Source organism: Planococcus halocryophilus, from assembly GCF_001687585.2.
Taxonomy (GTDB): domain Bacteria; phylum Bacillota; class Bacilli; order Bacillales_A; family Planococcaceae; genus Planococcus; species Planococcus halocryophilus.
This window is the reverse complement of sequence record NZ_CP016537.2, coordinates 3,013,765-3,037,038: the sequence shown is the minus strand read 5'-3', so window position 1 is coordinate 3,037,038 and position 23,274 is coordinate 3,013,765. Positions and strand designations below refer to the sequence as shown.

The window sequence follows — 23,274 nt, the reverse complement described above, 5'->3', positions numbered from 1 at the left end:
TTGAATCCTTACGTGATGATAAATAACAAAAACACTTAAACATGGGTTCCATCCGTGTTTAAGTGTTTTTTGCTATAAAATTATTTTGAGAAGGATGTTTTTTTTGCTTGTTCGATAATTTTTTTCGCTACATTCCAGCCGCTTAAAACAACCATTGGCGATCCACCACCAGGATGCGTACTGCCACCGACAAAGTAAAGGTTTTGAATATCACGGCTTGCGTTTGGGGGGCGTAAAAAAGCGTCTTTTTTTCGGTTCGATGACGGACCATACAAAGCGCCACGGAATGAACCAAATTTCTCGCGAATAAAAGCAGGTGTGAAAATTTTTTCTTCTGCTAAATGACTTCGAATATCAATATCGTAACTTAACAGAAAGTCGTAAATCCGTTCTTTATATGACTCAGGCTCAATTTGAAGATGTCCTTCTTTAGTCAACGCCGGAGCATTAACCAAAATAAACAAATTGTCACCATCGGGTGAGATGGCTGGGTCTGTATAGGATGAATTGCTGATGTAAACTGTTGGTTCATCGCTATATGTAGATGTCTCGAATAACTCGTTAAATTCTTTTTGATAATCCGATGAGAAAAAAACGTTGTGATGTTTTAGCGCTCCGAGTTTTTTCGTTAAGCCAGCAGTTATTACAAACGCTGATATAGAAGGTTCAAAAGCTGCTATTTTTTTATCCGATAAAGAAGGGCGGGCTTTTTCTTCGACTAAATCTGGAAAAACCGATAACAAATCTCCATTTAAAATTACTTTGTCAGCTGCAATAGATGTCCCGTCTTGGAGTTCGATACCTATCGCTTTGCCCTTTTCTGTAATAATTCTAGTAACTGCTGTATTCAGATGCAATTGAGCTCCGGCTTTTTTTGCCACAGCAGCAAAAGCTTCAGCGATTTTTGTGTTTCCACCTTTTGTATAGTAAACACCATCGACCAACTCTAAATAGGCAATCATAGAAAACGTAGCGGGTGCCTGATAAGGGGATGAGCCGATGTATGTCGCGTACCGATCAAATGCTTGAACCAAAAAAGGGTTTGTGAAATAACGCTGGAAAAAATGATGCATAGATTCTGCAGGCCGCACTTGAAAAAGTGCGAAACCGAGAGATGGTGACAAGTAATCGCGCCAAGATTGAAAAGTTACTGGGAAGAAATAACGTTCGGATAGTTTATACAAACGGCTAATTTCGTTTATGAAAGTGGGGTAATTCACTGCCGCTTGAGAATCAATTGTTTGAAGCTGAGAAATCATATGCTGCTGATTATTTGTAAAGTCAAAGATACTGCCGTCGGGAAAGTGATTGCGTGTATGCGCTTTTAAAGGGATAAAGTCTAAATAGTCTTGTGGATTTTCTCCAGTTTGAGAAATGATTTTAGTGAAAACTTCCGGCATTGTAATGGTATTTGGACCAAAATCAAAATGATGATTTCCAAGTTGAACAGGCATCAGTTTTCCGCCGAAGTGGTCATTTTTTTCAAATAGTTCTACGTCAAACCCTGCATGGGCAAGCGTCACAGCCGAAGCCAGTCCACCTAATCCGCCGCCAATGATGACAATTTTTTTCATGAATAATGCCTTCCTTTCCATGAATAAGCTTGTTTTTTAAAGGATTTGCGCATGGATTGTGTCAGTACGGCAAGCATTGCTAAAGCTTGCAATGGAATGAGAAATGCCAAGTACCAGCGTTGGTTGGTTACCATATCAATGTACCAGCGCTGGGCTACTGTCAGTGCATATGGAACCATCCACATATACAATCCACTGACTATCCCGTAGATTGCTAGAAAAGGCGGAAGGATGTAGAAAATAGAGTAGAAAAGAATAAGCAACAAAGCCATAAGAGGGGAGCGACCAATCCCGGCGTAACTATTTTTCAAAAACCCTTCCCACACTTCTGCGTTAGTATCGTACATTCGGCATTTCACAGACATTGTGATGTTTGCCAGTACGACCTTATAGTCATGCTCTTTTATTTTCCGGGCGATATGCACATCTTCAACTAATGAATTATATACTGTTGCATGTCCACCCATCTTCCGGTAACTAGCAGATTCAAACATCATCCACATCCCATTAGCAGCAGTAGCTGCTTTAAATTTGGTGTGATTCGCTAGAAAAATAGGTAGATGAAATAGTACTAAAAAATGCAACATCGGAACGAGAAGTTTACTGAGAAAAGGCGACACATCAAAAGCCGGGAATCCGGTTAACAATTGCGCTTTTTTTCGTTGAAGCAACGCGAGTGATTGGTCGATTGCTTTTGGGCGGAAGCGAACGTCAGCATCTACAAATAATAAATAATCTCCCGAAGCTTCTTGCTGTAATTGATGGCAAGCATGAACCTTGCCTATCCACCCTTTGGGAAGTTCTTTGCCCATGATAATTTTGAAGCGGGAATCTCCTGCAGTTTCTTGAGTAAGGATCTGTTGTGTGCCATCAGTTGATTGATCGTTTAAAATGATAAATTCTGAATGACGATAGGTAGAGTTCTTTAATGATTTTATTAACGTAGCGACATTTCGTTCTTCGTTTCGCATAGGGACCAAGACAGAAACTAACGGTTCAGTGGTAATTTTTGGGTTTTTTGGCAAGGAAGGCAGAAACAGGCGATTGATAATAATCCAGACTAAAAAAAATACGTGGATTCCGATATAAAGAATCATGATCAACTTCTCCTTTTTCCGAGAGACTGAAACGCTTTGCTGTTTTCGCTAATAACTGTGCTTTTTAAAAGGTCGAGTTGTTGTGTGCAAAGTTGCTGAAGATACAAGGTTTTTTCTTTTCGTGTCATATGCGCAATTTCTTTGTTCGAAACCGCAGCGTGCTGGCGAATCCAAAGGTCGGGTTTTTGTTGGTGTCCGAAAGAATAGTAGAAGCTAATCGGTATTACAGGCACTTCTGGACACTTCTCCATCAAATACGCGACACCTGATTGGAATGCAAGAGGTCTCTTTTCGAGATGGAATTCATCTCCTTGAGGAAAAAGAACAACCGATTTTCCTTGTTTTAATAAAGATTCAGCATATTGAAGTGAAGTCAGTATTTCTTTTGGTTTTTGACGATTAATGGAAAATGCTCCAAGATAGCGGAAATAAGAATGCTTTTTAAGGCCTTCTTCGTGCATCATCATATGAATATCGTGATGCCAAATCGTGCGATTTAAATAGAAGAACACGAGCCCGTCCCACCAAGAGCTATGATTGGCGATAAACAATACCGGCTTTTCGGGAATTACGTTTACTCCTTGTCCAAGTAAACGAGAAAAAGAGAATCGAATAAGTGGTGTTAAATACAGATTAAAGCACATTTCAAATAAAGTAGATTTTTTAGCTTTAATCATACGGGTCGCCTCTTCCATGCGACTAAAACGATCAAAATGGTTAATCCGGTAGTCAAGAAAGCGGCAAACAATAAACCACCGATAGATCCGAGCATAACAAACATAGCAATCATCAATACATATAAAAGAACCATCCGTTTTTCAGGTTTTTCGGCAGTGATAACCAGAGATTTCTTTTTCATTAGTAAGTCGATTGCGGTGTGAAGAATAAAAGCTACTACAAACCAACCAAAAAAGTTAGTCCAAGGAATATCATAATAAAGACCAGTATCTTCCCAAATCCAATATTGTTTGACTTGATAGGCTACGGGGTCAATAATCAAATCTATAATAACAGCGCCAATTGCTCCTGCTACGGAGTACAAAAAACCGCCAGAAGGAACTGCCCAACGTGCCACCACATGTGTGGTAGCCATAACCATTAACCAAGCAAATCCAATGGCGATAGGCACACCAAATATATTTGGTGCAAAACGTTCTGTGTAATCATAAGAGCCGAACAAAAATCCGCTATCTGAACCTGCCCACTCTACTATAAAAGTAGAGAAGAAGATAAAAACCCCTAGTATAGATCCACTAATTAACCCAAAGCGGTTAAGGAAATACAAAAACCCAAGAGTACCAGCCAAAATCAAAAAGAATGCATTTGCCCATTCCAGCCACGAAGGCAAGAGGTCAAATCCAAGAAGTATAAATCCGCAAATATACCAAAAAATAAATAGTTTAAATATCCGATCTTCCCACACAACAACAGCCCCTTAATAAAATGACTTATATAAATATTATACAGGAGTCCATCTGAAATATGAAAATAAGTGGTTGAGTATAACGGAGTGAGAATTTTGCGTTTGAACTGTATAAAAAAGGGAATGGTATTTTGTGGGTATTTTTCTATCGTACATATTCGGCAAGCTGGATACTAAATTTTTTCACTGAAGTTCCTCATTTTCTTATCTATTCCTCAAATAATTTTGATCCGAGAAGACTATTTATTTAGATTAAAGAAAAAAATTAAACTTTTTATATTTTTACAATTCTTGTTTTCAGCGCTGTCAGGACAGGGTTTAAGGCTGATTTTTCAGTTATCTGATAAAACAATCGTTAATGAATTTTCAGTAAACTATTGCAGGGTTTCCTGCATGAAGGTATACTTTAAAGAGTAAATGAGTGTGTTCTTCAAGTGGAGGCGTTAAATATGCAGGATTTACTGCGGAGTGTGTCTAGTTCCTATCCGGAATTTAGTGCAGGACAGAAAAAGATCGGCGACTTATTTTTTAAAGAACCCATTTTTTTAGCTTTCTCTTCTGCTCTAGAAGTCGGCAAGCGGGTTAATGTCAGTGAATCGACAGTAATTCGGTGGACACAAAAACTTGGGTACAAAGGGTATGCAGAGTTTCAACAAGTTATACAGCGAAAGTTAGCTGAAGAACGATTGGAAAAAGCAGAGCAAAAAACTCCAGAACCTGTTGCTGATCAATCTTTTTTAGAGAATTTATTGGATGCGGATATTCTGAGCATCGTGAAACTGAAAAAATCGATAAACGAAGAAAAACTTCTTGAAGTCGTCGACAAAATCAGTCAAGCAAATCAGATTTATGTAACCGGAAATTTCTTTGATTATGGCATTGCTCACTGGTTCGCCAACTGGTTAAATCTTGTGCTGGGTCATACGGAAACAATGTATCCTTCAACTGGAGAATATTATACGCAACTTTCCAAAGTAGAAAAAGGGGATCTGATTATCACTTTTGTGTTTCCTAGATATACCAGATTAGCTATTGATACGCTGAAAAGTGTTAAAGCGCAGGGGGCTGAAGTTATTGTTTTGACAGATTCGGAAGAATCACCAGCACTTGCTTATGCAGATTACAATTTAACAGTATCTGTGAACTCGAATTTGAATATTGATTCGTATACTTCTGTGCATGCGCTGTTAACTTCGATTATGCGATTTGTATACGTCAAAGAACATGCAAAAGTAACTGGAAGTTTGGCAAAAGTAGAAGCGGTCTATAAAGATCGAAATCTCTTTATTTAATAACACTCGATTTACTGGGAATTTCCGAAACGCCTTGGCGATTTGGTCAATTATAAACGAAAAGGGGAGAGCGAAATGAAAAAGAAATTATCATTTTTAAGCGTAATTTTTTCTGCAGGAATGTTATTAGCAGCTTGTGGAGGAGATGACTCATCTAGTTCGGAAGAAGGATCAAACACAGAAGGCGGAAGCAGTGATTTGAACTTGGTTGAAGAAGGCAAATTCACTACTGCTTCAAGTGGTCTTTACAAACCATTTAACTTTACAGAAGGTGGCGACTTAACGGGCTTTGATATTGACATTAGTAACGCACTTTCAGAAGAAATGGGTCTTGAACCAAATCCGGTCACAACACCTTGGGAAACGATTATTCAAGGTCTAACGACTAACCGTTTTGATGCAATTATTGGGTCAATGGCCATTACAGAAGAGCGCGAAAAACAGATTTCATTTTCTGATCCATACTATTACTCAGGTGGTGTCATTTTCACAAGAGCTGGAAACACAGAAATCACATCTGAAGCGGATCTTGAAGGCGCAAAAATTGGCGTTGTTGGCCAAAGCACATATGATACGGCAGCACAAAAATACACAGACGATATTCAGTACTACAATAGTGACGTTGTTGCATTGCAGGATTTAGCAATTGAAGGCCGTCTAGACGCAGTTATTACGGCTGATGTAGTAGGTTTTGAAGCAGAAAAAGCTGGACTTGAAATTGAAATGGTCGGCGATCCATTATGGATTGAACAAGCAGCTGTTGCTATTAACAAAGATGACGAAGAACTATTAGCTGCAGTGAACGAGGCATTAGCTGCAATCATCGAAAACGGCACATATGACGAAATTTCGAATAAATGGTTTGGTCGTAACCTCCTTGATGTAGATCTTGAAGGAGTCGAAATCCTCAAGTAATCAATTAGGATAGGGAGGAATGGTGTGTATGTTAGAGTTATTTTCAACAGTCTATGAAGTATTCATGCGGACCTATCCAGGATTCCTAAGGGCTAGCGTTGTCACGCTTCAATTGACTGCAATTGGTGTTATTTTAGGTACAATAATTGGTTTAGTTTTCGCTTTGATGAAAATTTCAGGATCAAAAATTCTACAAGGAATTGCAAACCTGTATATCACAGTGATCCGCGGGACACCGCTAATCGTTCAAATTATGTTCCTGTATTTTGGGATTGTAGAAATTTATACAATGGACAATTTTTGGGCAGGTGCAATAGCTTTAGGTATTCATAACGGGGCGTATATTGCGGAGATTTTCCGTGGCGCTATTCAAGGCGTTGACCCTGGTCAACGTGAAGCGAGTATGTCGCTTGGTATGAACCGGAAACAAACGATGCAACGTATCGTCTTTCCCCAAGCGTTGCGTCGCTCGATTCCACCACTTGGCAACCAGTTCATCATTACGTTAAAAGATTCATCACTAGTTTATATTATCGGGGTATCGGAAATTTTTGCACTCGCGAACCGTGAAGCAGCGCAGTCTTTCCAACCTTTTGAATCATTCTTAGTTGTTGCACTGTATTACTTGGTACTCGTAATGATCTTTACGTATCTATTGCGTTGGTACGAAAATAAACTCGATGTTGATAAAGCCTAAGGAGGAACTAACATGATTATTGGAGAAAACATTCATAAATCCTTTGGTGACCTCGAGGTGCTGAAAGGCGTAGACCTTCATGTTAAGCCCCAAGAAGTGGTTGTGCTAGTTGGAGTCAGTGGCTCCGGTAAAAGTACGCTTCTCAGATGCTTTAACTTTCTTGAGATGATCAATGAAGGGAAAATTACCATTGATGGTCATACGGTAAATCCAAAAAAAGATAATTTGACAAACATACGTGCCGAAGTCGGCATGGTGTTCCAACATTTCAACTTATTTCCTCATAAGACGGTATTGGAAAATGTAATCGAAGCACCAATTACCGTTAAAAAGATGAAAAAGGAAAAAGCGAAAGCTTTAGGAATGGAATTATTGAAAAAAGTAGGTTTGGAAGATAAAGCACATGTCTATCCAAGCAAGTTATCAGGCGGACAAAAACAGCGCGTCGCTATTGCAAGGTCTCTTGCAATGGAGCCAAAGGTTATGTTGTTTGATGAGCCAACTTCGGCATTAGATCCAGAATTAGTTGGCGAGGTGCTTCAAGTTATGAAGCAACTAGCCGAAGAAGGCATGACAATGGTAGTCGTCACTCATGAGATGAAATTCGCTAAAGAAGTAGCGGATCGCATTATCATGATTGATAAAGGGACGATTATTGAATCGGCAGATCCAAAAAATTTCTTTGAAAACCCGCAAAATGAACGAACAAAACAATTTATACAATTGGTGGAATAACCGAGGTGGAAATGGGTTAATATTCCTAATTGAAACAGGAAAGAGTCAGTTCATTAGAACTGACTCTTTTCTTCTTTTAGGAATTGACGTTTGCTCTCCTTTAAAACGGTTAAGGTATAGTATGAGATAACTAGGGGAGGCAGAAGGGATGAGAATCGAAGAAATCATGACAACAGATGTCGAAACGTGTATGCCTGAATCAACGCTTCAGGAAGTTGCCTCGATTATGCGTGAAATAAATGTAGGTGCGATTCCCATCTGTGAAAAAGGTCGTTTAATTGGGATTGTTACAGATAGAGATATCGTTATCCGAGGGTTAGCTGAACAACTTCCAAGTGACACCGCCATTGCGGAAATTTTGTCGGAAGAAGTCATTACAGGTACAACCGATTTAAGTGTTGAACAGGCGGTTGAATTAATGACTGTAAACAAAATTCGCCGACTACCAATTGTCGAAAATAATCGCATGATTGGCATCATTTCTTGGTGCGATTTAGCGATAACTACACACTCAACAACGCATTCCGAGAAAGATGCTATTATTAAAAACTCTAAATTGGAATAGTACTAGTCTTGAGAAGCTGATTCTTCAAAGAATCAGCTTTTTTTAACAGTATAATCATATTTATAGGTAACTGTATTGGCAAGACAAAGCTTGAGGTAGAGTATAAAACAAAAGGAATTTGATAAAAAACCGTCCGGATAGTATAGTAAAGTGAAAATCAGCAATAAAGGGGATGCATATGGCCAGAGCAACCAGAAAAATCGAGATTCTTCATGCAGCATCAAAAATCGTCAGTGACCGTGGTATTTTTAATTTGACATTAGAAGCAGTTGCGATTGAAGCAGGAGTTAGTAAAGGTGGATTGCTTTATCATTTTCCATCTAAAGAAGCATTAGTTAAAGGAATGGTAGATCATTTAGCTGCGAATTACCGAGATAAAATTGCTGCTTCTGTAGAAGAATCCACAGAAGAACGTGGCAAATGGATTAGTTCATACGCAGATGTGACATTTAATAATCCTTATCCAAACAAAGAGATGCATGCGGGCTTATTAGCTGCAAAAGCTGTGAATTCTGATTTACTAGATCCAATCCGAGATCTTTACAACGAATGGCAGGCTTCAATTGAAGATGATGGAATTGATCCTATAAAAGCAACGGTTATCCGTTTGGCGACAGATGGAATTTGGTTATCCGAGCTTTTTGATATCCATCATTTAGGAGAAGATAAGAAAAAAGAAATCTATTTGAAATTGAAAGATTGGATAAATGAGTAAATAGAAGTCGTGCCATTTAATAAAATGGCACGACTTTTTTATTTTTTTCGGAATCGTCTGAAGTCAGTGAGGGTCTGGTCTGAAGGAGGTATCAGCTGAATATTCAGGCCATTTATGCCGAAACTCGCCTTGAAGGAAAACCGTCCGGATGGTACAGTTTAAAGTGTAGAAAAACAATTTACTTGTTTATACGGGATAAAAAGTGAATTCCAAAAAGCAAATGTCTAAAAATAGCAGGAGAGATTCTATGACACAAAAAGTTTTACTAACAGCAGCGGTAACAGGAGCTGGAGCCACCGTTGACAAGAACAAATATGTTCCTGTCACTCCAAAAGAAATTGCAGATTCAGCAATCGAATCGGCAAAAGCTGGCGCAACGGTTGCACATGTTCATGCGCGTGATCCTAAAACAGGTGGCATTAGCCATAATTTAGATCATTACAAAGAAATTATCGAACGCATTCGTGAATCTGAAACGGATGTAATTATTAACATTACTTCAGGAGGGGGAGGGGATTTTATCCCTAACCTTTCAAACCCATCAACTGGTGGAGAAGGAACAGATATGCAAACGCCTAAAGAGAGACACGAACCGGTTGGCAGTTTGCTTCCGGAAATGTGTACGCTAGATTGTGGGAGTGTCAATTTCGGCAATATGGTTTACATGAGTCCAACTGAATGGTTACGTGAACAAGCAAGACTGATACAAGAAAGTGGCGTAAAGCCTGAACTAGAGTGTTTTGATACGGGACATATTCGCTTTGCAAAACAATTGATCGCTGAAGGCTTGATTGATGGCGATCCAATGTTCCAATTCTGTCTAGGTATCCCTTGGGGAGCTGAAGCGGATGAAGAAACGATGATGTATATGAAAAATCGTCTTCCAGAAAATGCTCATTGGTCAGCATTTGGTATTGGTCGGATGCAAATGCCGATTTTGGAAATGGCTGCACAGTATGGCGGAAACGTCCGTGTGGGACTTGAAGACAATCTATATTTAGGAAAAGGCGTTTTTGCACGTAATGAACAACTTGTTGATCAAGCTGTGACCAAATTACACGCATCAAATGTGGAAGTAATGACACCTCAGGAAGCACGTATTTACTTTAACTTGCGAAACCCTTATGGAGGTGGGAAATAATGAACGAACATGTGCAGGAGTTTAAAAAAATCGCCGTAGTTGGAACGGGCGTAATCGGAAACGGCTGGATAGCACGCTTTCTAGCTCAAGGTTTTGATGTAGTTGCATTCGATCCTGCAGAAGGCGCAGAAGAACGAACGCAAAAAGCGTTAGATCAAGCATGGCCTTCCCTAGAGAAGATCGGATTGGCAGTAGGTGCCGATCGAAACCGTTTGATTTTTGTATCGACGATTGAAGAAGCCGTTTGTGATGCTGATTTAATCCAAGAAAACGTACCTGAACGAGAAGACTTGAAAAAATCTGTCCTAGCAAGCATTGATACATATGCGAAAGCGAATGCGATTATTGGATCGAGTACATCAGGAATCATGCCAAGCGTTTTACAAGAAGGATTAAAACACCCTGAACGGTTGATTGTAGCTCATCCATTTAACCCAGTATATATTTTGCCACTAGTTGAACTAGTAGCAGGCAGTAAGACGGATGCGAATATTGTAAATCGTGCTAAAAACTTCTACGCAAGCGTGGGAATGAAACCATTAATCATCCAAAAAGAAATTGAAGGTCACTTGGCTGATCGGTTGATGGAAGCGCTATGGCGTGAAGCATTGCACCTTGTAAATGACGGAGTTGCTACTACGGAAGAAGTAGACGCTGCTATTGTTTACGGAGCAGGTCTCCGTTGGGCTCAAATGGGTCCATTTCTTACATTCCATCTTGCTGGCGGTGAAAAAGGAATGCGTCATATGCTCGAGCAATTTGGCCCCGCATTAAAACTACCTTGGACCAAGCTCGAAGCGCCTGAACTAACAGATGAACTAAAAGAGAAAGTGATTAAGGGTTGTGAAAGTCATGCAAATGATACCACAATTGCTGAATTAGAAAACAAACGTAATGCTTTCTTAGTCGAACTACTGGATTTGGTCGAATCTTATTGGCCAGAAACAACAGCAGCCAAGTAACTAACGGTTGTGAAGACAATGTAGAAAGGAGATGAGTTGTGTGGTGGAATCATCTTTTCTATACGAAGAAAAGGTTCAAAGTGATTGGGTTGATTACAATGGCCACATGAACGATGCAGCCTATGCAAAAGTATTCAGCCAAGCAACAGATCGTTTTATCGATTTTTTAGGATTAACTGAGGATGCTCGGAATCAGCTCAATTACACCATCTTTACTCTTGAAACACATTTATGTTATTTGAAAGAAGTACACGAACATGACAGCTTAGCGATTGAGGTCAGGTTGTTGGATAGCGATGCAAAAAGGTTGCATACCTTTCTTTCAATGTCCAACTCAGATGGTGAGCTAGTCGCCACAAGTGAGCAAATGTGGATGGGGATGGATTCTGCTCAAGGAAAACCAGCACCATTTCCACAAACGATAGCTACGACAATACAAAGACTTACTATAGAACAAAAAGAGTTGCCGATACCAAAACAAGCAGGTAAAAAAATCGGTTTTCGTTGATTATCTATAACAAAATAATGAGGAGCATGTCGATGAATAAGATTGAAGTGAATAACTTAACAAAAATTTTCGGCTCTAATCCCCAACAAGGATTAAAAAGACTTCTGAACGGTGATCAAAAAGAAGATATTTTAGCTGAAACTGGTATGACGGTAGGTGTTAATAAAGCTTCATTTTCAGTAGAAGCCGGCGAGTTTTTTGTCATTATGGGATTGTCAGGAAGCGGTAAATCCACATTAATCCGTTTAGTAAATAGATTGATTGAGCCGACTTCAGGTGAAGTCCTGATTGATGGCCAAAATATCGTTGAAATGGGCAAAAACGAATTAATTGAAACCAGACGAAAAAAACTAGGTATGGTATTTCAACAGTTTGGATTATTTCCACATCGCACGGTTTTACAAAACGTTGCTTACGGTCTTGAAATTCAAGGCGTCAAAAAAGAAGAACGTAATAATCGCGCACAAAAGTCGATAGAAGACGTTGGCTTACAAGGATACGAACAAAGTTATCCAAAAGAATTGAGTGGGGGAATGCAACAGCGTGTTGGATTAGCGCGAGCACTTGCCAATGATTCTGATATTCTATTGATGGACGAGGCATTTAGTGCACTGGATCCATTAATTCGTAAAGAAATGCAAGATGAATTACTGAATCTACAGAACAAATTAGGAAAGACGATTTTGTTCATTACACATGATTTGGATGAAGCATTGAAATTAGGAGACCGTATCGCCATTATGAAAAACGGTGAAATTGTTCAAGTAGGAACAGCCGATGAAATATTGGAAAACCCTGCAAATGAATATGTTTCGAACTTTGTTAAAGATGTCGATCGCTCGAAAGTGCTTATGGCTTCTCATGTTATGAAAAAACCAGCAGTTCATATGATGGATAAGAGTGGTGCGTTAGCAGCTGTTCGAAAGATGGAAGATGCAGGAGCTTCAAGTATCTTTGTAGTAGACAAAGAAAACAACTTCAAAGGATTACTAACAATTGATAATGCCATCAATGCTTATAAAAAAGAGCTGGCAATTGAAACGGTATTAATAGAAGATATTCATGAGATTTCTCCAGATACCCCTTTAAATGACCTCTTTGGTGTGGCTGTCGAAGCGAAATATCCACTGGCAGTAATTGAGAACGGAAAATTACTTGGAATTGTATCACGGGTTTCTATTCTTTCCGGCTTAGTCTTAGGGAAAGAAGAGGTGGCTACCTCATGAATTATTTCACATTACCCATTGAAGAATGGACAAATCGATTTGTAGATGATTGGCTGCTGCCAGTTACAGGTGATTTTTTTGATAGCATTAGTGACAACCTTCGAACATTTGTTGATGGAGTAACCAATTTATTAATTGTAGCTCCTCCTGAATTACTTGTATTAATTCTTGTATTAATTGCTTGGAAATTTTCGGGCAAAGGACTCGCGTTATTTGCATTGTTAGGTAGCTTATACCTAGGGTCTGTTGGATTGTGGGAAGCAGCGATGCAAACAGTAGCGATAGTCATCGTTTCTACTTTAATATCAGTCATTATTGGTATTCCAGTTGGGATATTAGCAGCAACTAATAAAACGATGGCGAGCATTATTCGACCAATTTTGGATTTTATGCAAACATTACCAAGTTTTGTTTATTTAATACCAGCGATTTTATTATTCGGACTCGGGAATGTTCCTGCAGTTATCGCGACTTTTGTTTTCGCTACACCACCAGCGGTTCGCATGACAACACTTGGAATTCTTCAAGTTCCAGCAGACGTAGTGGAAGCATCAAAAGCTTTCGGGTCAACAAAATGGCAGTTACTTTATAAAGTTCAATTGCCACTGGCCATGCCTTCTATTATGGCCGGTATTAACCAAACAATGATGCTTGCCTTATCAATGGCAGTTATTGCATCGATGATTGGAGCTCCAGGGCTAGGCTCGGTAGTTCTTGAAGGGATATCTACTGTAAATGTTGGACTTGGTCTAACAGGCGGTTTAGGTATTGTTGTTTTAGCGATTGTGATGGATCGAATCACTCAAGGGTTAGTTCGAAATAAATAAAAAATAAAGGGGAAATAAATGATGAAAAAATTATTATTTTTAGCAATGATTGCATTGCTAGCAACAGTTTTAGTAGCTTGTGGTTCTGATAAAGAAGAAACAACTGTAGAGGCTGAAGGTGCTGAACAAAAAACAATCACTTTCGGTGTAACACCGTGGACGAGTACTGTACCACCAACTAAAGTTGCTGGGTTAATCTTGAAAGACATGGGCTATGAAGTAGTTGAAACAAGTGCTGATGCAGGAAGTGTTTATACTGGATTGTCTCGTGGCGATCTTGATGTATTTATGGATGCGTGGGTACCGATGCACCAAACATATCTTGATAAATACGAAGACAATATTTCAAGTACTTCAGTAAGCTATCCGGACGGAGAAACAGGCTGGACAGTTCCTGCTTATATGGAAGACATCAATACAGTTGAAGATTTAAAAGGTCGTGAAGATGAATTCGGTAACAAGTTTTACGGAATTGAAACAGGAGCAGGAGCTACGCTTGAAAGTAATGAAATTCTTGAAGCTTATGAATTTGATATGACTCAAGTAAATTCTTCAGAGGGCGGTATGCTAGCTCAAGCTCAAAAAATGATGGCCGACGAAGAGCCAGTTATTTTTTACGGCTGGAGACCACATACTATGTTCAATAAGTTTGATTTGAAAGTATTGACGAACGAAAAAGGATTTTTCGAAACTTCTTCAGTTGAAGTAATCACAAATAACGAATTAAAAGAAAATGCCCCAGAAGCTTATGAATTTTTAAGTAACTGGAACATTTCAATTGATGATGTGGAAGAAATGATTGTGAAGATCGAAGAAGGCGGAGATCCTGAAGAAGTTGCACAAGAATGGATTGACAACAACCAAGACAAAGTAGATGAAATGTTAGGTAAGTAAATTGTAAAAAGTGTATTTCTCTTTGATTATTCAAAGGGAAATACACTTTTTTTGTTGGAAACGGGTATAGCATTTATATAACAGGAAAGAGGTGTTTGAATGGAATTGATAGAGACTCCCAATCTACTGGGTGAGAAAAGTAAGCATATTCAAAAAGCATTAAGCTTTGAAAAGACCAAAGTTGTAAATATACAGTTACAAGCTGGAGAAAATATTCCAGAACACGATTCAGTAGCAGATGTTCTTATTATAGTGCGCAGTGGAAGGGTTTCGTTTGTTGTAGAAGACCAGGTTGTTGAAGTGACGCCTGAAAACATTCTTCACATGCAGCCAAAAGAAAAACATAGTTTAACAGCAACAGAAGCAAGTGATTTACTCGTTCTACAGATTATGCCATAAGAAAAGCTCACGCATTGATAGCGTGAGCTTTTTGTTTAGTGTCTACTTTGCAGAATGTCGGAGCTGAACAGGCACCTTCACTTTTCGTGTCTAGTTGCAAGTGCCTAGCTCCTCGGGACATAAGGCAACCCTGCTGCGTGGCAAAGAGCGCCACACTGCTGGTCTGCCTTATGCCTGTCGGAGCTGAACAGGCACCTTCACTTTTCGTGGTGTCTAGCTCCAGCGCCCAGCTCTTTGGGTCATAAGCCAATCCGACTGTGCGGCAAAAGAACGCCGCTTCGTCGGTTCGTCTTATGCCCGTCAGAGCTCCACGGGCGCTTTCGCTTTTCGTGGTGTCTAGCTCCGGCTGCCAGATTCTAGGGTCATAAGTCACTCTGGCTGTGTGGCTGAAAATATGCCACTTCGCCAGAGCGTCTTATGCCCGTCGAATCTACACGGCAGCCTCCGCTTTTCTAGTCACCATTCAAAGTTGTCTGGGTATTCGGCTTTTATGGAAATTTCGTGTATCGGCTTTTTGTGTGGAGAGGCAGTGGCGATTACTTGGTTGCGAAATGCTGTGTAATCTTGATCTTGTACCGCGATTTTCATTGCGATAGTCGATAGGCTTTGTTCGCGCTGTTTTTTCGTCATGCCGATGTATTTCAAGTTTAATAGGTCTACGTATTGGATTGCGTAATCGTTTACTGAACCGGTATGGTTAAAGGCTTGTAGGATTGCATCGAATTCTTCTTCTGGAACATGCCCTTGTAAACAGTCAAGAACCAGTGATTGAAAACGAAGAATCGTTGGTATGTGAACATCCCAAAACGGGAATTCTTTATCTTTTTGGTAGAAGTTAACGAAGTCTTTTAGAGCGATCGCCGCATAGATTACTTCTGGCCACAACACTTCAGTAGAAAAGTAGATGTTTTTATCAGGAGCGATTAACTCGTGCTGTTTCATTGTATGTTCATGAAGTCCATTAAAAACAAAGTCCACGTTGCGGTCGCCTTGAGCAGCACACCGAATTTCATGGGAAATACTAAGGATTCTCATTCTAGAACCTTCATAGCCATAATACTGGTCTTCTTGTCCAATCATTTTATAGATGGCTAGGTTCAACTCATCTAAATCAAAATAATCGCCGCTAATTTTAACACCTGTGTGGTTCGGTGTGCTTTTCATGGCTAACATATCAAATTCCTCCTCAGCGTTTTGGTGTGTAATTGAGTTGGTTGAACAGCTCTGTCCGCTCAGTATCGGTCAAATCACGCCATTCACCAACAGGTAAATCTCCTAAAAAGATATTGATAATGCGGACTCGTTGTAAACTCCGAACCTCGTAGCCAAGTGCTGTACACATGCGGCGGATTTGGCGATTTAAACCTTGACGTAAGGTTAGTTTAAAGGTGTAACTAGACAACTTTTTAGCTTTTGCTGGAAGTGTTTTTGTATCGAGAATTTCGACACCTTGTTCCATTTTTGATATAAAGGACTCAGTGATCGGCATATCTACTTTAACGATGTATTCTTTCTCATGTTCATTTTCAACACGTAAAATTTCGTTGACGATATCCCCGTCATTAGTCAATAGAATAAGCCCTTCTGAATCTTTATCCAAACGTCCTATATGAAAAATACGTTCGGGGTGGTTAACAAAATCGACAATATTTCCTTCGATATGACGTTCTGTCGTACTCGTGATGCCTACCGGTTTATTTAACGCCAAGTAAACATATTGTCGCTTTGGTTGTTCGATAATTTTGCCATCGACCTTTACTTCATCATTAGATTCAACTTTGCTGCCAAGTTCGGCAAGTTTGCCATTAATAGTCACACGACCTGCTTCGATAAACTTATCAGCTCCGCGGCGGGAGGTAATTCCTGTCTCACTTAAAAACTTATTGATTCGCATAATAAATTCCTTTCACTACCATATTTCCTAGTCTCGCTCTCATTATACATGAACAAAGGAGATGAATAAAAAAAATAGTGTTTTACAGTTGCAATTTTTAGATTAGTTTGACAATATAGAAAGGGAGCTGTTATTAATACGCCAAGGGGTAAAAAGAAAAATGAAAGCGCGTACATAACGGTAAAATGATCAAAGGGGAGAGATAGGAATGGTCTATGCAGTACCTAACACAGAAGGGTCAAAAGTAAATTTTAAAGATAAGTATGAGAATTTTATAAATGGTGAGTGGAAAGCGCCTGTCAAAGGTCAATACTTTGACAACGTTTCGCCAGTTACGGGCAAGAAGTTTACTGAAATTGCGCGCTCAACTGCTGAAGATGTAGAACTAGCGCTTGACGCCGCACATGCCGCTAAAGATGCATGGGGCAAAACTTCAGTTACTGAACGTGCAAATGCACTCTTGAAAATTGCAGATCGTATGGAGCAAAACTTAGAAATGTTGGCTGTTGCCGAAACGTGGGATAACGGTAAAGCGGTACGTGAGACATTAAATGCCGATTTACCACTGGCAATCGATCATTTCCGTTACTTTGCTGGAGCTATTCGCGCACAAGAAGGCTCTTTAAGCCAAATTGATAATGATACAGTAGCATATCATTTCCATGAGCCACTTGGTGTTGTTGGTCAAATTATTCCGTGGAACTTCCCAATTTTAATGGCTGTTTGGAAACTCGCGCCAGCACTAGCTGCGGGTAACTGTGTTGTATTAAAGCCAGCTGAGCAAACTCCGGCAAGTATTCTTGTACTAGCCGAATTAATTGGCGACATTTTACCTCCAGGAGTGTTAAATATCGTGAACGGCTTTGGCCTTGAAACAGGGAAACCGCTTGCTTCAAGTCCGCGTATTAGCAAAATTGCATTTACAGGTGAAACAACTACTGGTCGTATGATCATGCAGTATGCATCACAAAACTTAATCCCAGTCACATTAGAATTGGGAGGGAAATCGCCGAACATCTTCTTTAAAGACATCATGGACGAAGACGATGCTTTCCTTGATAAAGCAGTTGAAGGTTTTGTTATGTTCGCATTAAACCAAGGTGAAGTATGTACATGTCCATCCCGTGCATTGATCCAAGAAGATATTTATGACGAATTTATGGAGCGTGTATTAAAGCGTGTAGCAGCTATTAAACTTGGAAATCCGCTTGATCCAGAAACGATGATGGGAGCACAAGCTTCTACAGAACAAATGGAGAAAATTCAATCTTACTTGGATATCGGTAAACAAGAAGGCGCTGAAGTTCTTGCAGGCGGTGATCGCAACCATTTAGAAGGCGATTTAGCAGAAGGCTACTATATCCAGCCGACAGTTTTTAAAGGGCATAATAAGATGCGTGTATTCCAAGAAGAAATTTTTGGCCCAGTCGTTTCTGTAACAACTTTTAAAACGAAAGAAGAAGCGCTTGAAATCGCTAACGATACGTTATATGGCCTAGGTTCTGGCATTTGGACACGTGATACGAATACAGCTTATCGCTTCGGACGCGGCATTCAGGCTGGACGCGTTTGGACAAACTGTTACCACCAGTACCCAGCTCACGCAGCATTTGGCGGATACAAAATGTCTGGATTTGGTCGTGAAAATCATCTTATGATGCTTAACCACTACCAACAGACAAAAAATATGCTAGTTAGTTACAACGAGAACAAGCAAGGATTCTTTTGATTCTATGTAGTCTAAAGGCTACCAGAAAGTAGGGATAGCAATGGTCGAACGCGTAATTGCGACAGATGCTGCTATTGAACTGATTGAATTGCTGAAGGAAAAGCATGGTCCGGTCATGTTCCATCAATCCGGAGGTTGCTGTGATGGTAGCTCCCCTATGTGTTATCCGAAAGGCGACTTATTTGTCGGAGATCAAGACATTTTAATGGGAGTTATCGGGGATAGTGAATTCTATATGCATAAAAATCAATTTGATTACTGGAGCCATACACAGCTGATCATTGATGTCGTGCCAGGACGCGGCGGAATGTTTTCGCTAGAGGGAGTGGAAGGCAAGCGGTTTTTAACAAGATCTAGAGCTTTCACCTCCGAAGAAAATAAAGAATTGCAACAACAAGCTTAAACGAATCCGGATGCAAATGCATCCGGATTTTTTTATTAGCTTGCATTATGTGAAACGCTTTAGAAACCTTTATGGCACAAGGGTTGAGGATAGAAAAAAAGTCAGGGAAATGGTATAATTTCTACATGAAAGGTGGTCATCATGTTGACGAATTTAGCAAACCGAGTTTCCCATGAACAAGCCAATCATGCGATTTCCTATGCTTCACATTCTTTGGTCACTGAAGGATTTGATGTGACAAGTGAGGATGAGAACTTCGTTCGATCGGTATTAACTGGTGAACGGACGGAAGCACAATTCCATCAGGCCATCAAAAGGAAGTTTAATGTCTAAGTACCAACATACTTCAATGTATTGTTATCCGGGCACTGATGTATTGATCAATTTGTTTGATGTGGAAGATGAACAAAAGCTGAAAGAACTGGAAAAAGTCTATTCTTTGTTTCGTCTTGCAGAACTGCGGTTACAAAAACCGGCAGATCCTTTAAATGTTAAAGCTTACTTGGCCATTCATCAATATATTCTTCAAGACGTTTATCCTTTTGCTGGAGAATTGAGACAAGAAATGATTTCCAAAGGTTCTTCATCTTTTGCTCATCCGAAACACATTGAAACACAGTTGCTTAAAATTTTTAATGAGCTGAAATCTGAGAACTATTTAAAAAAATTGCCGCGAGATCAGCTGATTGTTCGGCTTGCTTATTTTCTGTCAGAATTAAATGCATTGCATCCTTTCCGCGAAGGCAATGGACGGTGTATTCGTGAATTTGCACGTCAGTTGTTATTAAATGCTGGTTATCAGCTAGAGTGGGGAAAAGTACTTGAACCTGCAGAGATTATTAATGCTTTTGTTGACTCGTTTAACAAGGGGAATGATCGTTTAGAAAGGCTATTATCCGAAATTATTACGCCATGAAAAATGCCAGCTGCTCAAAGAGTGCTGGCATTTTCTACGTTTTATATTGAAGGATGTTCTTTGAGCCATTCGATTCCAAATTCGACCAGCTCTTTCAGATCGACGATTTGCATTTCGGCTTGCCCTAAAACTCCTTTAGAAATGACACCAGGAAAAGCTTTGGCGATTTCCGGAAAGCGCTCTGAATCCATATCGACACAATCGTATATTTGCCAAACCCGTTCTCCATTACGCATTATGGCTGCGCCTTGTAGCGAAGTAGAGCGACTTTCTTGAACAAATTCAGCATAGTGAAGAGCTGTACACGAATCAAAGCCGACACCAATCAGAAGGATTTTAACTTTGGCTTGCAGCATTTTTGCGAGTGGTGATTTTTCTCCGAAAGAATCATCAATGGGCTGTTCGCTCATCCAGTCCTGCGCATGGATACCCCATGCCATAAAAGAATGAGAAGGGTGTGGGCTTCGAATGGTCGCTGGATGGCGATGAAAGCATTCCGCAATTTTTCCCATACCCCGAAGTCCGCTTAAGTGGGGATCAAAAGCAGGAAGGTGCTCGCGAATCGATTGATGCCAATTCTCGGGGACCGGAGGCTGCATCCAGTAAACGGGGTCTGAGTTGTCCGCAGACTGAGCGGGCATAATTATCGTGCCTGCTTCTGTAATAGTTTCCATTAAGGCTTCAACGACCGCTTGAGCGCCTCCAGCGATCCAACCCATTGACTTTAATGATGCATGAACCATTATTTGGTCTCCAGCTACAATGCCAAGCTCCTGAAGCTGTTGCTTTAATGTTGTTTTAGATTGAAATTCAGGCGTGTTTAAAATATTCAATAACTCTGACATAAAGTATTCCTCCTCATTTCAATATATTATAAAGGAAAGGCTAATGTTTTGGGGGAACTTCCAATAACACAGCTATATATAGAAAGGACTGATGACAATGGAAGCAAAACCGATGAAAGAATCGAGAACCATTCAAACAAAGCTTGTTCTTCCTCCTGATACCAATCACATGGATTCTATTTTTGGGGGCAAAGTTTTAGCATACATCGATGAAATCGCAGGAATTACAGCGATGAAACACGCACGCCGTCAAGTTGTTGTAACGGCATCAATTGATTCAGTGGATTTTTTATCTTCAGCTAAAGTTGGAGATGTATTGGAGCTCGAAGCAAATGTTACTTCAACGGGGCGCACTTCGATGGAAGTTTATGTTCGAGTAAAATCAAAAAACCTTCAAACTGGGGATGAAAAACTAACGACAGAATCATTCTTGACGATGGTTGCAATGGGAGACGATGGCAAACCAACTCCAGTTCCTCCTGTTTTGCCAGAATCCGTAGGCGAAAAACTCTTTTTTGATACGGCACCGGCAAGACGGGAATACCGAAAACTGCGCGTTAAGCCACCTAGACCATAAGAAAAAGTGCATGGACTAAAATCCATGCACCTTTTTCTCATATTAATTAAATTAGGTCTCGTTTTCATCAACTTCTGAATTAACATGCTCTAAAGCATTGCCAACTTCACTGCTAATAACTGATAAACTGCCATCAGTTTCGAGTATGACAGCTTTTACTTTTTCAGTAGAGCCAAATCCTGTATTTCGAATCGCTTGGAGAATCTCCATTTCCTTTATTCGTTCTTTTCGCATAGAACTTCTTAAAAAATTTCCATCTAAGTACAAAAGGCGTGGTTCTGACTTGATAAGATTATTAAACCAGTCGAAATGCAGAGAAAAAATAGTCATCAAATATTGCAGCAATATAAGCAAGCCAAATGCTGTCATTCCTTCAAGTAAACTAATGCTATTGTTGAGTAATATGGTCGCAAGTGTCGAACCTAAAGCAACGGTGACGACCAAGTCAAAGGCATTCAATTTAGTTAAAGTTCTTTTACCTGAAAAACGAAGCAAAATAACAAGTCCGACATAAGCTAAAAAACCAACTGTGATGATCCGTATAAAACTACTAAGCGTGATTTCGAACATATTCTTCCTCCTTTTTTCTGACTTTGATAAAATTATCCACATGTTAGTAAGTTTCTTTTGTGCAATAAAATTAACAAAATTCCAAAAACTTATCCACATAGCACACAAAAATTAGAGGTTTACTGTGTATAAGATGATGGAAATAGAGAATTTTACTTATAGACACCGTTTTTTAACGCTTTTTCTTCCTCCTTTTCTAATTCCCCATAAAGTTATCAACAAACAAAAAAGAGTAGCCGAGGCTACTCTTTTTTGTTATCTCCACATAAGCGGAAATATTCTATAGCTTATCTTTTTATTTTTTGGCTAACAATTCTTCAAAATAAGCGCTGAATTCTTTAGAGCGCTTCAAGATGGTGCTTGAAGAGACGCCGAATTTTTCACTTAAGTCTTTTGAAGATAGCATAGGGCCTTTCACCAATTCGTGATCCTGTAAGAATCTCCAGTATCCTGCTACAAGTGCTTCAGGTTTTTGGACAGTTGGTTGCTGGCTTACAAGATAGCTATTTAAAATACTCGTAATATTGCTAACCGTTTCTTCATCAAAATCAGCTTTCTCGATATGCTTATCAAGTTCAGCCATGACAGAATCATGTTCTGGAGAAAGCTGGATGCTTTCTTCTACACTGCCAGTTGAATATTTAACGATTTGTTCAACAATTGTTAAGTAGTTGTCGCGCAAGTAGCTTTCATCTTCTGAAGCATTTTCAGAAGCGATTTGTGCTTTCAACTGTTCGAAGAATGGAGTGAATTCTCCAACAACCGTTAAATAGCCGTTCAAGAATAGAACGCCTTTTTCTCCCACGCGTGAATCTGGAAGTAGGATGGCTAATAAGCCTTGTCCGTTTTCCATATCAGTTGGTGGCTGGTCAGCCATTTCAAGGGTTTCGCCAGTGAAAACATCTGTAAACTGAGCTTTCTCTGTATCTCCTTTAATATATTGACCAAGGAATACTTTTACGTCTTTCCAATTTCCAAGTACTTCTTTCGTTGTTGGACGTTGAGCAAGGTCAATTTGTTTTTCTAGAAACTCTTCCCATAGTTCAGGTTTTTTCATGAACAGGAAATTCTCAATCACAAATGCTTGTGCATCGTTTTCAGCCATTGATTTCATCAAATGTGGCTGCCATTCTTGTTGCAATTCACGGAACTCAGTAATATGTGTCTGATTTGGGTTTTCCGAGAAGAACTGTTGACGTACTTTGAATAGTTCTTCATTCACCAAATCATTGATAGACACAGTTTCTTGTTTTCCGTGACATTTCTTGTATTTCTTGCCACTGCCGCATGGGCATGGATCATTTCTTCCTACCATTCTAATCACCTACATTTTTTATTGAGTGTAACATAAAATTGCAAAGGGCTCAAAA

At 39.6% G+C, this 23,274-nt stretch carries 27 protein-coding genes; 18 read left to right on the top strand and 9 right to left on the bottom strand.

Features of this window, described 5'->3' with window-relative positions; genetic code table 11:
• Positions 1 to 80: 80 nt before the first annotated feature.
• From BBI08_RS15060 to BBI08_RS15045, 4 genes are read right to left on the bottom strand one after another with little or no spacing between them, the layout of a single operon-like run.
• The gene (locus BBI08_RS15060) at positions 81 to 1,574 is read right to left on the bottom strand and encodes a phytoene desaturase family protein (RefSeq protein WP_008498328.1); all 1,494 of its coding nucleotides are present in this window, start codon (positions 1,572 to 1,574) and stop codon (positions 81 to 83) included.
• The gene (locus tag BBI08_RS15055; protein WP_065528289.1) at positions 1,571 to 2,671 is read right to left on the bottom strand and encodes a glycosyltransferase family 2 protein; all 1,101 of its coding nucleotides are present in this window, start codon (positions 2,669 to 2,671) and stop codon (positions 1,571 to 1,573) included. Before BBI08_RS15055 ends, BBI08_RS15060 begins: the two co-directional genes overlap by 4 nt.
• Positions 2,672 to 2,673: 2 nt before the next feature.
• Entirely contained in the window at positions 2,674 to 3,348 is a 675-nt protein-coding gene (locus tag BBI08_RS15050) for a lysophospholipid acyltransferase family protein (RefSeq protein ID WP_065528288.1), read from the bottom strand.
• Entirely contained in the window at positions 3,345 to 4,094 is a 750-nt protein-coding gene (locus BBI08_RS15045; protein WP_008498331.1) for a carotenoid biosynthesis protein, read from the bottom strand. Before BBI08_RS15045 ends, BBI08_RS15050 begins: the two co-directional genes overlap by 4 nt.
• 449 nt (positions 4,095 to 4,543) lie before the next feature.
• On the opposite strand from BBI08_RS15045, the gene BBI08_RS15040 reads away from it, so the two are divergent.
• The 13 genes from BBI08_RS15040 (at position 4,544) to BBI08_RS14980 (ending at position 14,970) form a co-directional block, all read left to right on the top strand.
• A complete protein-coding gene (locus BBI08_RS15040; protein WP_008498332.1) occupies positions 4,544 to 5,386 on the top strand; it encodes a MurR/RpiR family transcriptional regulator in 843 nt (280 codons plus the stop codon).
• 75 nt (positions 5,387 to 5,461) lie between these two features.
• Positions 5,462 to 6,301 (top strand): transporter substrate-binding domain-containing protein, encoded by an 840-nt coding sequence (locus tag BBI08_RS15035; protein WP_008498333.1) that lies wholly within the window; start codon positions 5,462 to 5,464, stop codon positions 6,299 to 6,301.
• 28 nt (positions 6,302 to 6,329) lie between these two features.
• A complete protein-coding gene (locus BBI08_RS15030; RefSeq protein ID WP_008498334.1) occupies positions 6,330 to 6,998 on the top strand; it encodes an amino acid ABC transporter permease in 669 nt (222 codons plus the stop codon).
• A 12-nt stretch (positions 6,999 to 7,010) separates the two neighbouring features.
• Entirely contained in the window at positions 7,011 to 7,733 is a 723-nt protein-coding gene (locus tag BBI08_RS15025; protein WP_008498335.1) for an amino acid ABC transporter ATP-binding protein, read from the top strand.
• A gap of 148 nt (positions 7,734 to 7,881) precedes the next feature.
• Positions 7,882 to 8,298 (top strand): CBS domain-containing protein, encoded by a 417-nt coding sequence (locus BBI08_RS15020; RefSeq protein ID WP_008498336.1) that lies wholly within the window; start codon positions 7,882 to 7,884, stop codon positions 8,296 to 8,298.
• Positions 8,299 to 8,476: 178 nt separating this feature from the next.
• A complete protein-coding gene (locus tag BBI08_RS15015) occupies positions 8,477 to 9,013 on the top strand; it encodes a TetR/AcrR family transcriptional regulator (RefSeq protein WP_065528287.1) in 537 nt (178 codons plus the stop codon).
• Positions 9,014 to 9,260: 247 nt separating this feature from the next.
• Entirely contained in the window at positions 9,261 to 10,154 is an 894-nt protein-coding gene (locus tag BBI08_RS15010; protein WP_008498338.1) for a beta-keto acid cleavage family enzyme, read from the top strand.
• Positions 10,154 to 11,116 carry an L-carnitine dehydrogenase gene (locus BBI08_RS15005; RefSeq protein ID WP_008498339.1) on the top strand — a complete coding sequence of 321 codons (963 nt, stop codon included), beginning with the start codon at positions 10,154 to 10,156 and terminating at the stop codon, positions 11,114 to 11,116. Before BBI08_RS15010 ends, BBI08_RS15005 begins: the two co-directional genes overlap by 1 nt.
• Positions 11,117 to 11,147: 31 nt before the next feature.
• Positions 11,148 to 11,624: a thioesterase family protein gene (locus BBI08_RS15000; RefSeq protein ID WP_040850987.1), complete on the top strand. Its 477-nt coding sequence runs from the start codon at positions 11,148 to 11,150 to the stop codon at positions 11,622 to 11,624.
• A 32-nt stretch (positions 11,625 to 11,656) separates the two neighbouring features.
• Positions 11,657 to 12,850, top strand: coding sequence for a quaternary amine ABC transporter ATP-binding protein (locus tag BBI08_RS14995; RefSeq protein WP_065528286.1), 1,194 nt, complete (start codon positions 11,657 to 11,659; stop codon positions 12,848 to 12,850).
• Complete coding sequence (locus BBI08_RS14990) at positions 12,847 to 13,677, top strand: ABC transporter permease (RefSeq protein WP_008498341.1); 831 nt, start codon at positions 12,847 to 12,849, stop codon at positions 13,675 to 13,677. Before BBI08_RS14995 ends, BBI08_RS14990 begins: the two co-directional genes overlap by 4 nt.
• A gap of 21 nt (positions 13,678 to 13,698) precedes the next feature.
• A complete protein-coding gene (locus tag BBI08_RS14985) occupies positions 13,699 to 14,571 on the top strand; it encodes a glycine betaine ABC transporter substrate-binding protein (protein WP_065528572.1) in 873 nt (290 codons plus the stop codon).
• A gap of 99 nt (positions 14,572 to 14,670) precedes the next feature.
• On the top strand, positions 14,671 to 14,970 hold the full coding sequence (locus tag BBI08_RS14980) for a cupin domain-containing protein (RefSeq protein ID WP_008498343.1): 300 nt from the start codon (positions 14,671 to 14,673) through the stop codon (positions 14,968 to 14,970).
• 456 nt (positions 14,971 to 15,426) lie between these two features.
• On the opposite strand, the gene BBI08_RS14970 is transcribed toward BBI08_RS14980, so the two are convergent.
• Positions 15,427 to 16,143 carry a DUF6904 family protein gene (locus BBI08_RS14970; protein ID WP_008498344.1) on the bottom strand — a complete coding sequence of 239 codons (717 nt, stop codon included), beginning with the start codon at positions 16,141 to 16,143 and terminating at the stop codon, positions 15,427 to 15,429.
• A gap of 13 nt (positions 16,144 to 16,156) precedes the next feature.
• Positions 16,157 to 16,864, bottom strand: coding sequence for a 23S rRNA pseudouridine(2604) synthase RluF (gene rluF, locus BBI08_RS14965; RefSeq protein ID WP_008498345.1), 708 nt, complete (start codon positions 16,862 to 16,864; stop codon positions 16,157 to 16,159).
• Positions 16,865 to 17,072: 208 nt separating this feature from the next.
• Here rluF and adh point away from each other — a divergent pair, with 208 nt between their 5' ends.
• The 4 genes from adh to BBI08_RS14945 all read left to right on the top strand — a co-directional run bounded on the left by adh (position 17,073) and on the right by BBI08_RS14945 (position 19,912).
• A complete protein-coding gene (gene adh / locus BBI08_RS14960; protein WP_008498346.1) occupies positions 17,073 to 18,593 on the top strand; it encodes an aldehyde dehydrogenase in 1,521 nt (506 codons plus the stop codon).
• Between the two features lie 40 nt (positions 18,594 to 18,633).
• Positions 18,634 to 18,996, top strand: a complete 363-nt coding sequence (locus tag BBI08_RS14955; protein WP_008498347.1) for a DUF779 domain-containing protein — start codon at positions 18,634 to 18,636, stop codon at positions 18,994 to 18,996.
• A 141-nt stretch (positions 18,997 to 19,137) separates the two neighbouring features.
• Entirely contained in the window at positions 19,138 to 19,329 is a 192-nt protein-coding gene (locus BBI08_RS14950) for a hypothetical protein (RefSeq protein WP_008498348.1), read from the top strand.
• Complete coding sequence (locus tag BBI08_RS14945) at positions 19,322 to 19,912, top strand: Fic/DOC family protein (protein WP_008498349.1); 591 nt, start codon at positions 19,322 to 19,324, stop codon at positions 19,910 to 19,912. Before BBI08_RS14950 ends, BBI08_RS14945 begins: the two co-directional genes overlap by 8 nt.
• 41 nt (positions 19,913 to 19,953) lie before the next feature.
• On the opposite strand, the gene BBI08_RS14940 is transcribed toward BBI08_RS14945, so the two are convergent.
• Positions 19,954 to 20,757, bottom strand: a complete 804-nt coding sequence (locus tag BBI08_RS14940; RefSeq protein WP_008498350.1) for an AAC(3) family N-acetyltransferase — start codon at positions 20,755 to 20,757, stop codon at positions 19,954 to 19,956.
• Positions 20,758 to 20,854: 97 nt separating this feature from the next.
• Between BBI08_RS14940 and BBI08_RS14935 the strand changes: the two genes are divergently transcribed.
• Positions 20,855 to 21,334, top strand: a complete 480-nt coding sequence (locus tag BBI08_RS14935; protein WP_008498351.1) for an acyl-CoA thioesterase — start codon at positions 20,855 to 20,857, stop codon at positions 21,332 to 21,334.
• A 51-nt stretch (positions 21,335 to 21,385) separates the two neighbouring features.
• Here BBI08_RS14935 and BBI08_RS14930 read toward each other — a convergent pair whose 3' ends face one another.
• Positions 21,386 to 21,904, bottom strand: a complete 519-nt coding sequence (locus BBI08_RS14930; protein ID WP_008498352.1) for a DUF421 domain-containing protein — start codon at positions 21,902 to 21,904, stop codon at positions 21,386 to 21,388.
• 295 nt (positions 21,905 to 22,199) lie between these two features.
• Positions 22,200 to 23,219 (bottom strand): SEC-C domain-containing protein, encoded by a 1,020-nt coding sequence (locus tag BBI08_RS14925; protein WP_065528285.1) that lies wholly within the window; start codon positions 23,217 to 23,219, stop codon positions 22,200 to 22,202.
• Positions 23,220 to 23,274 lie beyond the last annotated feature (55 nt).

What these genes read in the sequence shown, in the direction of transcription:
- BBI08_RS15060 (WP_008498328.1), bottom strand. Translation starts at nt 1,574, where the DNA reads ATGAAAAAAATTGTCATCATTGGCGGCGGATTAGGTGGACTGGCTTCG.
- BBI08_RS15055 (WP_065528289.1), bottom strand. Translation starts at nt 2,671, where the DNA reads ATGATTCTTTATATCGGAATCCACGTATTTTTTTTAGTCTGGATTATT.
- BBI08_RS14995 (WP_065528286.1), top strand. Translation starts at nt 11,657, where the DNA reads ATGAATAAGATTGAAGTGAATAACTTAACAAAAATTTTCGGCTCTAAT.
- rluF (WP_008498345.1), bottom strand. Translation starts at nt 16,864, where the DNA reads ATGCGAATCAATAAGTTTTTAAGTGAGACAGGAATTACCTCCCGCCGC.
- BBI08_RS14985 (WP_065528572.1), top strand. Translation starts at nt 13,699, where the DNA reads ATGAAAAAATTATTATTTTTAGCAATGATTGCATTGCTAGCAACAGTT.
- BBI08_RS14925 (WP_065528285.1), bottom strand. Translation starts at nt 23,219, where the DNA reads ATGGTAGGAAGAAATGATCCATGCCCATGCGGCAGTGGCAAGAAATAC.
- BBI08_RS15015 (WP_065528287.1), top strand. Translation starts at nt 8,477, where the DNA reads ATGGCCAGAGCAACCAGAAAAATCGAGATTCTTCATGCAGCATCAAAA.
- BBI08_RS14980 (WP_008498343.1), top strand. Translation starts at nt 14,671, where the DNA reads ATGGAATTGATAGAGACTCCCAATCTACTGGGTGAGAAAAGTAAGCAT.
- BBI08_RS14950 (WP_008498348.1), top strand. Translation starts at nt 19,138, where the DNA reads ATGTTGACGAATTTAGCAAACCGAGTTTCCCATGAACAAGCCAATCAT.
- BBI08_RS15035 (WP_008498333.1), top strand. Translation starts at nt 5,462, where the DNA reads ATGAAAAAGAAATTATCATTTTTAAGCGTAATTTTTTCTGCAGGAATG.
- BBI08_RS15005 (WP_008498339.1), top strand. Translation starts at nt 10,154, where the DNA reads ATGAACGAACATGTGCAGGAGTTTAAAAAAATCGCCGTAGTTGGAACG.
- BBI08_RS14990 (WP_008498341.1), top strand. Translation starts at nt 12,847, where the DNA reads ATGAATTATTTCACATTACCCATTGAAGAATGGACAAATCGATTTGTA.
- BBI08_RS15000 (WP_040850987.1), top strand. Translation starts at nt 11,148, where the DNA reads ATGAGTTGTGTGGTGGAATCATCTTTTCTATACGAAGAAAAGGTTCAA.
- BBI08_RS15010 (WP_008498338.1), top strand. Translation starts at nt 9,261, where the DNA reads ATGACACAAAAAGTTTTACTAACAGCAGCGGTAACAGGAGCTGGAGCC.
- BBI08_RS15025 (WP_008498335.1), top strand. Translation starts at nt 7,011, where the DNA reads ATGATTATTGGAGAAAACATTCATAAATCCTTTGGTGACCTCGAGGTG.
- adh (WP_008498346.1), top strand. Translation starts at nt 17,073, where the DNA reads ATGGTCTATGCAGTACCTAACACAGAAGGGTCAAAAGTAAATTTTAAA.
- BBI08_RS14940 (WP_008498350.1), bottom strand. Translation starts at nt 20,757, where the DNA reads ATGTCAGAGTTATTGAATATTTTAAACACGCCTGAATTTCAATCTAAA.
- BBI08_RS14935 (WP_008498351.1), top strand. Translation starts at nt 20,855, where the DNA reads ATGGAAGCAAAACCGATGAAAGAATCGAGAACCATTCAAACAAAGCTT.
- BBI08_RS14930 (WP_008498352.1), bottom strand. Translation starts at nt 21,904, where the DNA reads ATGTTCGAAATCACGCTTAGTAGTTTTATACGGATCATCACAGTTGGT.
- BBI08_RS14945 (WP_008498349.1), top strand. Translation starts at nt 19,322, where the DNA reads ATGTCTAAGTACCAACATACTTCAATGTATTGTTATCCGGGCACTGAT.
- BBI08_RS15020 (WP_008498336.1), top strand. Translation starts at nt 7,882, where the DNA reads ATGAGAATCGAAGAAATCATGACAACAGATGTCGAAACGTGTATGCCT.
- BBI08_RS14970 (WP_008498344.1), bottom strand. Translation starts at nt 16,143, where the DNA reads ATGTTAGCCATGAAAAGCACACCGAACCACACAGGTGTTAAAATTAGC.
- BBI08_RS15040 (WP_008498332.1), top strand. Translation starts at nt 4,544, where the DNA reads ATGCAGGATTTACTGCGGAGTGTGTCTAGTTCCTATCCGGAATTTAGT.
- BBI08_RS15030 (WP_008498334.1), top strand. Translation starts at nt 6,330, where the DNA reads ATGTTAGAGTTATTTTCAACAGTCTATGAAGTATTCATGCGGACCTAT.
- BBI08_RS14955 (WP_008498347.1), top strand. Translation starts at nt 18,634, where the DNA reads ATGGTCGAACGCGTAATTGCGACAGATGCTGCTATTGAACTGATTGAA.
- BBI08_RS15050 (WP_065528288.1), bottom strand. Translation starts at nt 3,348, where the DNA reads ATGATTAAAGCTAAAAAATCTACTTTATTTGAAATGTGCTTTAATCTG.